The 12193-nt window shown below is 72.3% G+C and carries 13 protein-coding genes and 1 pseudogene; 7 read left to right on the top strand and 7 right to left on the bottom strand.

The window, feature by feature from the left end; all coding sequences use genetic code 11:
• Positions 1-419 precede the first annotated feature (419 nt).
• Complete coding sequence (gene bldC, locus RNC47_RS23325) at positions 420-626, bottom strand: developmental transcriptional regulator BldC (protein ID WP_311601474.1); 207 nt, start codon at positions 624-626, stop codon at positions 420-422.
• 405 nt (positions 627-1031) lie between these two features.
• Positions 1032-1877 carry a hypothetical protein gene (locus RNC47_RS23320; protein WP_311601473.1) on the bottom strand — a complete coding sequence of 282 codons (846 nt, stop codon included), beginning with the start codon at positions 1875-1877 and terminating at the stop codon, positions 1032-1034.
• 185 nt (positions 1878-2062) lie between these two features.
• On the opposite strand from RNC47_RS23320, the gene RNC47_RS23315 reads away from it, so the two are divergent.
• Positions 2063-3202, top strand: a complete 1140-nt coding sequence (locus RNC47_RS23315; RefSeq protein WP_394814852.1) for a Leu/Phe/Val dehydrogenase — start codon at positions 2063-2065, stop codon at positions 3200-3202.
• A gap of 263 nt (positions 3203-3465) precedes the next feature.
• Positions 3466-3744 carry a DUF3073 domain-containing protein gene (locus RNC47_RS23310; RefSeq protein ID WP_311601472.1) on the top strand — a complete coding sequence of 93 codons (279 nt, stop codon included), beginning with the start codon at positions 3466-3468 and terminating at the stop codon, positions 3742-3744.
• A 147-nt stretch (positions 3745-3891) separates the two neighbouring features.
• On the opposite strand, the gene purM is transcribed toward RNC47_RS23310, so the two are convergent.
• The 3 genes from purM to RNC47_RS23295 form a co-directional block, all read right to left on the bottom strand.
• The gene (gene purM / locus RNC47_RS23305; protein WP_311601471.1) at positions 3892-4971 is read right to left on the bottom strand and encodes a phosphoribosylformylglycinamidine cyclo-ligase; all 1080 of its coding nucleotides are present in this window, start codon (positions 4969-4971) and stop codon (positions 3892-3894) included.
• Between the two features lie 42 nt (positions 4972-5013).
• Positions 5014-6579: an amidophosphoribosyltransferase gene (gene purF, locus RNC47_RS23300; RefSeq protein WP_311601470.1), complete on the bottom strand. Its 1566-nt coding sequence runs from the start codon at positions 6577-6579 to the stop codon at positions 5014-5016.
• A 102-nt stretch (positions 6580-6681) separates the two neighbouring features.
• Positions 6682-7431, bottom strand: a complete 750-nt coding sequence (locus tag RNC47_RS23295; protein ID WP_311601469.1) for a sterol carrier family protein — start codon at positions 7429-7431, stop codon at positions 6682-6684.
• 132 nt (positions 7432-7563) lie between these two features.
• Between RNC47_RS23295 and RNC47_RS23290 the strand changes: the two genes are divergently transcribed.
• From RNC47_RS23290 to RNC47_RS23280, 3 genes are all read left to right on the top strand, one after another.
• Positions 7564-8064 (top strand): PH domain-containing protein, encoded by a 501-nt coding sequence (locus RNC47_RS23290; protein ID WP_311601468.1) that lies wholly within the window; start codon positions 7564-7566, stop codon positions 8062-8064.
• 61 nt (positions 8065-8125) lie between these two features.
• A complete protein-coding gene (locus RNC47_RS23285; RefSeq protein WP_311601467.1) occupies positions 8126-8614 on the top strand; it encodes a YbhB/YbcL family Raf kinase inhibitor-like protein in 489 nt (162 codons plus the stop codon).
• 15 nt (positions 8615-8629) lie between these two features.
• Positions 8630-9112, top strand: coding sequence for a hypothetical protein (locus RNC47_RS23280; protein ID WP_311601466.1), 483 nt, complete (start codon positions 8630-8632; stop codon positions 9110-9112).
• A gap of 13 nt (positions 9113-9125) precedes the next feature.
• Here RNC47_RS23280 and RNC47_RS23275 read toward each other — a convergent pair whose 3' ends face one another.
• Entirely contained in the window at positions 9126-10367 is a 1242-nt protein-coding gene (locus tag RNC47_RS23275; protein ID WP_311601465.1) for an MFS transporter, read from the bottom strand.
• Positions 10368-10501: 134 nt separating this feature from the next.
• Here RNC47_RS23275 and RNC47_RS23270 point away from each other — a divergent pair, with 134 nt between their 5' ends.
• A complete protein-coding gene (locus RNC47_RS23270; protein ID WP_311601464.1) occupies positions 10502-11194 on the top strand; it encodes an NADPH-dependent F420 reductase in 693 nt (230 codons plus the stop codon).
• A gap of 34 nt (positions 11195-11228) precedes the next feature.
• Positions 11229-12065: an NAD(P)H-binding protein gene (locus RNC47_RS23265; protein WP_311601463.1), complete on the top strand. Its 837-nt coding sequence runs from the start codon at positions 11229-11231 to the stop codon at positions 12063-12065.
• Here RNC47_RS23265 and RNC47_RS23260 read toward each other — a convergent pair.
• Positions 12062-12193: pseudogene (locus RNC47_RS23260) on the bottom strand (IS481 family transposase); the annotation flags it as partial. The gene RNC47_RS23265 and the pseudogene RNC47_RS23260 overlap by 4 nt on opposite strands.

Genomic DNA, 12193 nt, shown 5'->3' with positions numbered 1-12193 from the left:
CACGTTGAAAACCGGAAGCCCGGATCCCCACAGGGATCCGGGCTTTTTCCATGACTCGGCGAGTGGCATGCCCGAGAGGTGTGAGCCGGGCAGGGAGGGTGGGTAGGAGACAGCTACGCGTGGTGCGGCGACGCTGCCGCCCGGCGGGGCCCTACTACCGCAAGATCAGCGGGTCCGGCAAGGGATGCGAAGTGTGACGGGAGTCACGGAACTTGATCGCTCACTGAGCTCGGCTGACCCCGTAGAGAAACCCACCAATTTAATATGTGCAATTGCACGCCCTTGCACAGGGCCGCCGAGCGGCTCTTCAACCCCCCGGGGGCGGGCATGCAAATCGCGCCGGACTCGGCGGAGTCCGGCGCGATCTGGAGCCAAGCAGGCGGGGTGGGGGCCCCGAAGCCTGGGTCGTGCTGCTTTGCTCAGGCCTCGCCGCGCTGCTGCGGGATGCCCGCGAGCAGTGCGCGCACCTCCGCTTCGCGGTAGCGGCGGTGCCCACCGAGCGTGCGGATAGACGTGAGCTTGCCCGCCTTTGCCCAGCGTGTGACCGTTTTCGGGTCCACGGGGAACATCGAGGCAACCTCAGCCGGGGTCAGCAGCGGCTCGGCATCAGGGGTGCGAGCGGTCATGAGCGGCCTCCTCGGGAGAACCGAACCATCACGGTTCTTTCCTCTAAATTCTGCACCTTGACCCGCGTTGCCCGAAATGACAGGCGCGGGTCGAGTCGGTTATAGGACGAACGGCTTGTCCTCGGCACTACAACTACACCATCCGTCCAGCCGGGTCGGCCAAACCGATGGAATTGCCCTCTCAGGTGTTCAACCTTGGTGGAAGCCGACTGGAACATGCCATAACGGACAGTTACCCAATCTCTACGATCAGTCACCCCGTGTTGGCCGGTCATCGCACCCACCCAGGAAGGAGCCCCGCCGAGCTCGTTGTCCTATTTTGACACGAGGAGACTACTTGAAGGCAAGAGTTCCTTACAGTGCCATCCATCACGCTTGGGGCTTTAGTCCCACCTAAGGAGCGGATCAGTTGGCGAACTGGCGCTCGCGGATCGTCAGCCAACGGTCGGTGAGCTCCTCGTAAAGCCGGGTCGCCCGCTCCACGTCACCCGCGGCGAGCGCGGCCAGCCCCTCGGTGACCTCCGCCACCGAGTGGTCAGCCGCCAACTGGTCTTCGGGAATCGTATAGATCAATCCGCCGTAGTCCAGTTCGACAAGTGACCGGGGGTGGAACTCCTCGAGCCACCGTCCCACATCGGTCAGCGCCTCCACCATCGGCCCCTCGGGCATCGCCTCCCGCACGGTGCGCAGCCCGCGCGCCACCCGCCGCCGCGCCTGGACCATCGGCGTCCGGTAGCCGAGGGCCGGCTCGCCCGCGTCGGACCCGGAGCCGTCCCCGGCCTTCCGGAAGATCCGCTCCTCGTCCGCGAAGAGCACGAACCAGCGGACCGGGACGTGCCACAGCGCCGACCTGATCCACGGCCGCGCGTCCGGATTGCGCTCCCGCCAGCGGTCGTACTCCTCGGCCGCGCTCCGCCGCGCCCCGGGCGGCAGCGCCAGGTCCACCACCGACTGCGGCATCAGCCAGTGCCCCACGTCGCCCAGCGCCTGCCACGCGCGCAGCCTGGTCCGCCACGGGCAGACGCAGACGACCCCGTCCACCGTGGCCACGAAGGCGTCCGCGCTCTCCGCCGCCGGCGCCACCCGCACCGGCCGCGCCACCAGGCCGGCCAGCGCCCCCCGCACCTCGTCCTGGGCGGTGGGCAGGCGCTCCCGCCGCGCGTACCCGGCCCAGTGCGAGCGCTCCGGCTCGGGAAAGGCCGCCAGCGGCTCGTAGACCCGGAGATACGCCGCGTAGGGAACCTTGGGCACTCTGCCTCCCGCGTCTCGTGGTCGCCCCCACCCATCGTCGCCCCCGATCGTGTCAGCCCTCGGAAGACCCCGGTACCCGGCGTTCGGCGACGGCCGTAGGCTCATCCCATCGGGAACACGACACCGCCCTCCACGACGGATCCGCCACGAGGGCGTCCAGACCGCGATACGCAGGAGTCACCACCGTGACCGACGTACGTCCCGCTGTCAGCGTCGACAGCAGCACCGCAGCACCGGGGGCCGCGAGCGCCCTGGACATCCTCTTCACCTCCGAGCGGGGCGGCCACGAGCAGGTCATGCTCTGCCAGGACCGGGCCACCGGGCTCCGGGCCGTGATCGCCATCCACTCCACCGCGCTCGGCCCGGCCCTGGGCGGCACCCGCTTCCACGCCTACGCGGGCTCCCCGAGCCCCGAGGAGGCCGCCGTCCGCGACGCCCTCAACCTCTCGCGGGGCATGAGCTACAAGAACGCGCTCGCCGGCCTCCCGCACGGCGGCGGCAAGGCCGTGATCATCGGCGATCCGGCCCACCTGAAGACCGAGGAACTGCTGCTCGCCTACGGCCGCTTCGTCGCCTCCCTCGGCGGCCGCTACGTCACCGCCTGCGACGTCGGCACCTACGTCCAGGACATGGACGTGATCGCCCGCGAGTGCCGCTGGACCACGGGCCGCTCCCCCGAACAGGGCGGCGCGGGGGACTCCTCGGTGCTCACCGCCTTCGGCGTCTTCCAGGGCATGCGCGCCTCGGCCGAGCACCGCTGGGGCTCTCCCGAGCTGGCCGACCGCACCGTGGGCGTGGCCGGCGTCGGCAAGGTCGGCCACCTGCTGGTCGACCACCTGGTCGAGGCCGGCGCCCGGGTGGTGATCACCGATGTCGACCAGGCCGCCGTGCGCCGCGTGCTGGACGCCCACCCGGAGCGGGTCACCGCCGTGGCCGACGCCGATGCCCTGATCCGGACCCCCGGGCTTGACATCTACGCCCCGTGCGCCCTCGGCGGCGCGCTCAACGACCGGACCGTGCCGCTGCTGACGGCCGGCATCGTCTGCGGCGCGGCCAACAACCAGCTCGACCATCCCGGCGTCGAGAAGGACCTCGCCGACCGCGGCATCCTCTACGCGCCGGACTACGTGGTGAACTCCGGCGGCGTGATCCAGGTCGCCGACGAGCTCCACGGTTTCGACTTCGCACGTGCGAAGGCAAAGGCCGCGCTGATCCACGACACGACGCTGGAGATCTTCGAACGGGCCCGCGCCGAGGGCGTCCCCCCTGCTGTGGCGGCCGACCGGCTGGCCGAACACCGAATGGCCCAGGCCGCCGGCCGCTGATCGGCCATTTGCGTAAGACATGTCACCCCCCTCATGCGGGGTGTGTCGAGAAAGAAGGTAAAATCGCCGCTGACCAGCAAAGAGAAGGTCACCGGGCGACGATCGGGCGACCCGGGTCCTGCGGACGACGTACCGTAGGCCCGCGGAAGCAGGTACGGTTGAAGGCCGATGGATCGGGCGCTCGTCCGAGGGCCCGCTCTCAATCATGAACGGATGTCAACACTCCGGGGCCGCAGGGTCCCGTCGTTGAGGGGGTCGAGCCAATGGGGCGCGGCCGGGCCAAGGCCAAGCAGACGAAGGTCGCCCGCCAGCTGAAGTACAACAGCGGCCGGACGGACCTTTCCCGTCTGGCCGAAGAGCTGGGTGCGGGTGCATCAAAGCCTGACCAGGCGCCGACGAACGGCGAGCGGGTCGAGGACGACGAAGAGCTGGAAGACGACCTGTACGCACGGTACGCGGAGATGTACAACGACGAGGATGACGAGGAGGACGGCGAGGAGCCGTACTCCAACGGTCACTCCTCCAAACGGCGCGGCGCCTGACCAGCGCCCCCGACCGCCGGTCAACCGGCCGGTCGCCGACCCGCGATCGAGCCAACTGAGCCACCCGGGAGAACGCGCTCCCCGCCCCGGTCCGGTTTCGCCGGACCGGGCTCAGTTGTGTCGTGCCGCCTGCGGCCCCGGACATGGTTACCGCGCGTAGTCCCCGGTGAGCGTGGCGGCGTCCGCGCCGCTCCCCCGCGCCTCGACCCGGCCGGCCACCCAGGCCGGCACGCCCCGCGCGGAGAGGGTGGCGAGCGCCGTGTCGACGGACGCCTCGGGCACCACCGCCACCATCCCGACGCCCATGTTGAGGGTGCGCTCCAGCTCGCCGCGCGCCACCCGGCCGGCCGCGCCGACCACGTCGAACACGGGCGCCGGCGCCCAGCTGGCCCGGTCGATCACGGCCGCAAGACCGTCCGGGATGACCCGGGCCACGTTGGCCGCCAGGCCGCCGCCCGTGATGTGGGCGAACGCGTGCACCTCGGTGGCGCGGGCCAGCGCCAGGCAGTCGAGCGAGTAGATCCTGGTCGGTTCGAGCAGCTCCTCCCCCAGCGTCCGGCCGAACTCGGGGACGTGGCGCTCGATGGACCAGCCCGCCAGGTCGAAGAAGACGTGCCGGACCAGCGAGTACCCGTTGGAGTGAAGGCCGGACGAGGCGAGCGCGACGACGACGTCCCCCGCCCTGACCCGCTCCGCGCCCAGCAGCGCGTCCGCCTCGACGACGCCGGTGCCGGCGCCCGCCAGGTCGTACTCCTCGGGCCCGAGCAGCCCCGGGTGCTCGGCGGTCTCGCCGCCGACCAGCGCGCAGCCGGCCAGCGTGCAGCCCTCCGCGACGCCCTTGACGATGGCGGCGACCCGCTCCGGGTAGACCTTGCCGACGCAGACGTAGTCGGTCATGAACAGCGGCTCGGCGCCGCACACCACCAGGTCGTCCACGACCATGGCGACCAGGTCGCGGCCGATCGTGTCGTGCACGTCCATCCGCTGGGCGACGGCCACCTTGGTGCCGACCCCGTCGGTCGCCGAGGCGAGCAGCGGGCGCCGGTAGCCCTTGAGCGCCGAGGCGTCGAAGAGCCCGGCGAAGCCGCCGATGGCGCCCACGCTCTCCGGCCGCTGGGCCTTGGCGACCCAGCTGCGCATCAGCTCGACGGCCGTCTCCCCGGCCTCGATGTCGACTCCCGCCGCCGCGTAGCTGACACCACTGACACCGGACGCGTTCTCTGTCATCGGATCTCTCTGACTGCTGTGTGGTGGGACGTCGCGCCCCGCTTAGGGACGGCGCAGGGCGTCGCCCGCGCCGGGGCCGGTGGCCAGCAGCGGAAGCGTGAGCCGCGCGCGCTCCGCCCGCTCCCGGTCGGCGTCGGCGGACTGCTCGAGCACGTCCTTGCCGAGGAGCGCCGGGTCGGGCAGCTCCACGGGGTACGTGCCGTCGAAGCAGGCCCGGCACAGGTTCGGCTTGGCGATCGTGGTGGCCTCGACCATCGCGTCGAGCGAGATGTAGGCCAGCGAGTCGGCGCCGAGCGAGGTGCCGATCTCCTCGACCGACAGGCCGTTGGCGATGAGCTCGGCACGGGTCGCGAAGTCGATGCCGAAGAAGCACGGCCACTTGATGGGCGGCGAGCTGATCCGCACGTGGACCTCGGCGGCGCCGGCCTCGCGGAGCATTCTGACCAGGGCCCGCTGGGTGTTGCCGCGGACGATCGAGTCGTCGACGACGACTAGGCGCTTGCCGCGGATGACCTCCTTCAGCGGGTTCAGTTTCAGCCTGATGCCCAGCTGTCTGATGGTCTGGCTCGGCTGGATGAAGGTGCGGCCGACGTAGGAGTTCTTGACCAGGCCCGAGCCGTAGGGGATGCCGCTGGCCTCGGCGTACCCGATGGCCGCGGGGGTGCCGGACTCCGGCGTCGATATCACCAGGTCGGCGTCGGCCGGGGCCTCGGCGGCGAGCCGGCGGCCCATCTCGACCCGGGAGAGGTACACGTTCCGCCCGGCGATGTCGGTGTCGGGCCGCGCCAGGTACACGTACTCGAAGACACAGCCGCGAGGCTTCGCTTCCGCGAATCGCGAAGCGCGGAGCCCGTTCTCGTCGATGGCGACCAGCTCGCCGGGCTCGATCTCGCGGACCACCGAGGCGCCCACGATGTCCAGCGCCGCGGTCTCCGAGGCGACCACCCAGCCGCGCTCCAGGCGGCCGAGGACCAGCGGGCGGAAGCCCTGCGGGTCGCGGGCCGCGTAGAGGGTGCCCTCGTCCATGAAGACGAAGCTGTAGGCGCCCTTGACCTTCGGCAGCACCAGCGGGGCCGCCTGCTCGACGGTCAGCGGCGTGCCGTCCTCGGCGCGCTGACCCGCGAGCAGCACCGTGACCAGGTCGGTGTCGTTGGTGACCGCGGCGCGGTTGCGCGGCCCGCGGTCGTCGGGGAGCTCCGCCACGAGCTCGGCGAGCTCGGCGGTGTTGACCAGGTTGCCGTTGTGGCCGAGCGCGATCGAGCCGTGCCCGGTGGCACGGAAGGTCGGCTGGGCGTTCTCCCAGGTCGGGGCCCCGGTGGTCGAGTACCGGGTGTGGCCCACGGCGATATGGCCCGAGAGGGAACTGAGGGAGGTCTCGTCGAAGACCTGGGAGACCAGCCCCATGTCCTTGAAGACCAGGATCTTGGAGCCGTCGCTCACCGCGATGCCCGCGGACTCCTGCCCGCGGTGCTGCAATGCGTAAAGGCCGAAGTAGGTGAGCTTGGCGACCTCCTCGCCCGGGGCCCAGACGCCGAAGACGCCGCAGGCGTCCCTCGGGCCTCGTTCTCCGGGGTCAAGGTCGTGGCTGAGTCGTCCATCACCACGCACACGTCGAGTCTAGGCCAGGATCCGGGGGGCGCGAGAACCCCGCGATTGTGAGACATGCCCCATACGGAACGGGTGTGGGGCGGGATGGGGGACGGGCTGCGATCAGCCGAGCACGGGCAGTTCGCCGGCGAGCGCCCCGGCCCGCTCCCCGCTGGCCCGCAGCCGGCCGCTCGCGGTGGCCGCCTCCCAGCCGACCCGCCCGGTGGCGAGCCGCAGCCAGGTCACCGGGTCGGTCTCCACCACGTTCGGCGGGGTACCGCGGGTGTGCCGGGGTCCCGCCAGGCACTGGACGGCGGCGAACGGCGGGATCCTGACCTCGGTGGAGGCGCCCGGCGCCTTGGCGGCGAGCGCGTCGGCCAGCACCCGGGTAGTGATGGCGAGCGCCCCCCGGTCGAGTCGCACGGGGCGGGCGGTGGCCCGGGTCAGGTCGTCGCTGTGCAGGGTCAGCTCGACGATCCGGGTGACGGTGAAGTCCACGGCGCGCATGGCGCCCAGGTGGTGCGGGATCAGCACGTCCTCGCGGACGCCCGTGTCCACCACGGCCTCCATCTCCTCGGCGGCCGCGCTGATCACGTCGGCGTCCGCGGTGTCCCGCTCCTCGTGCACGGTGGCGGCGACCCAGTCGGTGACGTCGACCTCGGGGCGGGTGGCGGCGGGCGCCGGCTCGGCGAGCAGCCTGGGCAGCGCGTCGATCTGCCGGGCCAGGTGCCCGAGCAGCATGGCGAGCTCGGTCTGCCGCTCGGGGGTCAGCTCCCGCACGGCCGACCGCAGCAACTCGACCTGCGCGAGCAGCGCGTCGCGGACCCGGTCGGGATGGTAGGCGCGGGGCTTGCGTCGGACGGCACCAGACATGTCAGGAGCTTACGACGGACCGCCGCGGACCGTCCCGCGAGCGGTACCCTCGGCGCGCTGTCAAGATGACAAGGCCATATCAACTGGACGACCGCCGGCCCGCGGCCCCGTGCCGCGTGTCAGGATCGCGGCATGGCTATCGCGGACCGTTACCTCGCCGAAGACGAAGTGCTGATCTACGAGACGCGCCAGCACTGGACCACGCTGATCAGCGAGTTCGTGCAGCTGGTCGTCATCGTCGCCGCGGCCGCCGCCCTGGCGTTCGTGCTCCCCACCGAGGAGGACTGGGGGCGGATCGCCACCTGGGTGGTCGTCGGGCTCGCGGCGGTCCTGGCCCTGTGGCGGTGGCTGGTGCCGCTGCTGCGGTGGCGCGCCACGCTGTACTTCCTCACCAGCCGCCGGCTGCACAAGCGCTCGGGCTTCCTCTCCAAGGCCGGCACCAGCATCCCGCTGAGCCGGGTCAACGACGTGTCGTTCTCGGCCTCGCTGTGGGAGCGGATCTGGCGCTACGGCACGGTGCGGGTGCAGTCCGCCTCGGAGCAGGGCCTGATGGTCTTCAAGCACGTCCCGGAGCCGGAGACGTTGAAGCAGCACATCCACCAGGCCATCGACGGTCTCGTCGAGACCAGGTGATTCACCCCTTTTCGGACGTTTCAGGCTGAATGCCTCCACCGATCCCGGGTACCTCGGCCCCATGACTGGTATGGAGGACACCTACGAGAACCCCGCCCAGGACGGCTTCCACCTGCGGAGCCCCGCGTTCGACGACCGGGCGCCCATCCCGCCCCGGTTCTCGGCCGACGGCGGCAACGTCTCACCCCCGCTGAGCTGGACCAGACCCCCGCCCGGCACCCAGGAACTGGCACTGCTGTGCGAGGACCCGGACGCGCCGGCGGGGACGTACGTGCACTGGCTGGTCACGGACATCGACCCGGGCGCCCGCGGCATCGCCGAGGGCGAACTGCCGGCCGGCGGTCGCGCGCACGCCAACACCATGGGCGACCACGGCTGGGACGGCCCGCGCCCGCCGGTCGGCGACGCGGCGCACCGCTACCGGTTCCGGCTGTACGCGCTGCCGTTCCACATCCCGATCCCGGACCACGCCTCGGCCTCCGAGGTGCACCGGGCGCTGGAGGACGAGCGGCTCGCCGAGTCCACCCTGACCGGCCTCTACCAGCGGTAGGTGGTGACGGACGACATGAGCAAGAAGATGGAGGGCAACGAGGTCCAGCGCCGGCGGGCGGCGCGCGACGCCCAGCGGGCCGGCGACCTGCCCAGCGCCCGCAAGTCGACGACCGGGGCCTCCAAGCAACGCGGCACCCCGCACGCCGACAAGGAGACCCCGCTCCCCCACCGGGGCAAGCAGCGCGAGCTGGCCGAGGAGCGGGCCGAGCAGCGCCGCACCTCCCGGGCGCCGCTGCCGCCGCCGGGCCGCACCTTCGCGGGGCGCGGCCGCCCCGACTACGGACCCGACCACGCCAGGGTCTTCGAGGCCCTGACGGAGGCCGAGCGTCGGCACGGCGGCGAGGGGGTGTACGCGCCGGAGATCGCCCGCACGGCCGACCTCCCGGTGGAACGCACCCGGGGCGTGCTGCACGACCTGGCGGTCACCCACCATCTGGTCACCGAGCTCAAGGGCGCGGACCGCCCCGACCTCGGCACCCGCTACGCGTCGACGTAGCCGCTCTCCCCGGTCAGTCCGCGTAGCGGAACGGCAGCCGCTCGGGGCGCGGGCTCCTGACCGGGGTGCACAGCGCCAACGCGGCGATCCCCAGGAAGCCGACGCCCGCGGCCAGCGCCACCGGCGTGGTGCCGCGGTGCTGCGCGGCCCAGGTGAGCACGGCGGCGCCGATCGGCGCCGCCGAGTAGTGCAGGGTCCAGAACGCCGAGGTCACCCGCCCCAGCAGGTGCTCCGGCGTCACCTCCTGCCGCAGCGACATCGAGCAGGTGCCGGCCATGCTGACCGAGCCGAGGAACAGTGCGACGCACAGGGCGACCCCGACGACCGAGTCGGCCAGGCCCATGCCCGCCACGGCCGCCCCGCCGACCACGACGGTGCTGATCCAGGTCGGCCCGAAGCCGAACCTGCGGCGCACCGCGGCCACCAACAGGGCGCCGGTGACGGTGCCGAGGGCGCCGATCCCGAAGACCGTGCCGACGGCGCCGTCGCCCTGCCCGAGGTCGTGCTTCAGGTGGTAGATCACCAGGTCGTTGAGGCCGAGCTGGAGGAAGCTGAAGAGGGTCAGCAGCACGGTCAGCGCCCGCAGCACCGGGTGCCGGCGCAGGAACGCCACCCCGGCGAACAGGTCACGCCACAGCCCACGTCGTGCGCCGGTGGTCTCCGGGGCGCCGAACCTGACCAGGCTGAGGCAGACCGCCGACACCGCGAAGCTCGCCGCGTCCACGCCGACGGCCGCCGCCGGCCCGAACCGCGCCGCCACCACGCCCGCGCACAGCGGCCCGAGCACCCCGGCCGCGGCGGCCGTCGCGTTGAGCCGGCCGTTGGCCTCCGTCAGCCGCTCGGTGCCGACCAGCCCACGGACGACGGTCACATAGGTGACCATGAAGAGCATGCCGACGGCCTCGCCGAGCGGCAGCACCACGTAGAGCAGCCATACTTCGGGGCCGAACGCCCAGGCCAGCGGGATCAGCGCGTACAGCACCATGCGGGCGAGGTCGCAGCCGATCAGCAGCTTCCTGCGGTCGAACCGGTCGGCCACCACCCCCGCGAAGACCCCGGCCAGCAGCGAGGCGGCGCCGGCCACGGCGGTCAACAGGCCCATCTGCGCGACCGATCCGGTGGCGTGCAGCACCAGCAGCGGCAGCGCGATCAGCGCGAACGAGTCCCCGACGACGGAGAGCGTCTGCGCCGCCCAGAAGATCGAGAAGTTCCGGTCACGCCACAACGGGCGCGGCTTCGCGCTGGCCTCCGACACGGCGGGGAGTCTAGGCCGCGGCCGGCCACGGGCGCCTCCCCTTTTCGGTATGGCGGTCCGTACGGCGGGCCGCTGTCCGGCTGAAGCTGGCCGGATTCGGGAACGCGCCGTGACGCGGCGGTGTTGTGCCCGGCATGACGACACTCGGACTCATCGGCAGTGGAAACATCGGCGGCACCGTGGCGCGGCTCGCGATCGCGGCCGGCCTCGACGTGGTGGTCAGCAACTCGCGCGGGCCCGAGACACTGGTCGGGCTCGTCCAGGAGCTGGGCGACCGGGCGCGGGCCGGGACCACGGAGGAGGCGGCGGAGGACGGGGACATCGTGGTGGTGTCGATCCCGCTGAAGGCGTACCGGGACGTGCCGGTGACGCCGCTGGCCGGGAAGCTGGTGCTGGAGACCCTGAACTACTACCCGCAGCGCGACGGGAACGTCCCCGAGCTCGACTCGGGCGAGACGACGAGTAGCGAGCTGGTGCAGCGGCACCTGGCCGGCGCGCAGGTGGTCAAGGCGTTCAACAACATCTACTGGGGACACCTGTTGAACTACGCCCGGCCGTCCGGCGCCGAGGACCGGAGCGCGCTGCCGATCGCGGGCGACGACGCGGAGGCGAAGGCGCGGGCGACCGAACTCCTCGACCGGCTCGGCTGGGACGCGGTGGACGCCGGCACGCTGGCCGACAGCTGGCGCTTCCAGCCGGGCACGCCCGCCTACGGCGCGCCGTACATGGCCGACCCGAAGGTCGGCTTCGAGGGCCTGGCGACCGACCCGGGCACGACGGCCCCGGCGGCGAAGGTGCGGGCGGCGCTGGCCGCGGCCACGCGTTGACTTCAAGTCGTATTGAGGTTCTAGTGTCGGCCGCATGATTCTTGTGACCGGCGCGACCGGCAACATCGGCCGCCCCCTCGTCCGGCAGCTCCACGCGGCGGGCGTCGGCCCGCTGCGGGCCCTCACCAGGGACCCCGCGCGGGGCGGCCTCCCGGACGGGGTGGCGGTGGTCGGGGGCGACCTCGCGCGGCCCGACTCGTTGAAGTCGGCGCTGGCCGGCGTGCGTTCCCTGTTCCTGCCGTCGGGGCTCGGCGCCGACGCGGAGGTGCTCGCGGCGGCGCGGGACGCGGGCGTCGAACACGTGGTGCTGGTCTCGTCCATCACCGTGGAGACCCACCCGCACCTGCCGCAGGCGGCCGCGAACGCGGCTGTCGAGCGGGCGCTGCGGGAGAGCGGGATGGCGTGGACGGTGCTGCGGCCGACGCAGTTCGCGTCCAACGCGCTGTGGTGGGCCGAGGCGATCCGCGCGGGCGGCGCGGTCCGCCTGCCCTACCCGGAGGTCGGCCTGCCGGCCGTCCACCCCGCCGACATCGCCGCCGTGGCCGGCGCGGCGCTGACCGAGCCCGGCCATCGGGGCCGGACCCACGCCCTGACCGGGCCGGCCCGCGTCACGGCGCGGGAGCAGGTCGAGACGATCGCCGACGTGCTGGGCCGGGAGGCCCGCTGGGAGGCGGTCACCCGCGAGACGGCCCACGCCGAGCTGGCCCCCTTCCTCGGCGCGGGGGTCGCCGACGCGGTGCTGGACCTGATGGGCGGCGACGTCAACGACGCGCTGCTCGCCGTCCACGACACGGTCCCCCGCGTCACCGGCAAGCCGGGCCGCACCTTCCGCCAGTGGGCCGAGGAGAACGCGACGGCGTTCGCGCCCTAGGTGTATTGCCCTGTGAGGTTGGGGACGCGGCTGGCGGGTGGTTGGCCTTTGAGTGCGGTGTGTCCGCGGTGGTGATTGTAGGTGTGGAGCCAGTTGGGGAAGGCGTCGCGTCGTTCTTGCTCTGATCG

Origin of the sequence: Streptomyces millisiae (assembly GCF_031845425.1) — a bacterium.
In the GTDB taxonomy this organism is placed as follows: Bacteria; Actinomycetota; Actinomycetes; order Streptomycetales; family Streptomycetaceae; genus Streptomyces; species Streptomyces millisiae.
Note: the sequence above shows the minus strand (reverse complement) of the source record. Positions and strands in the feature narration are given on the sequence as shown.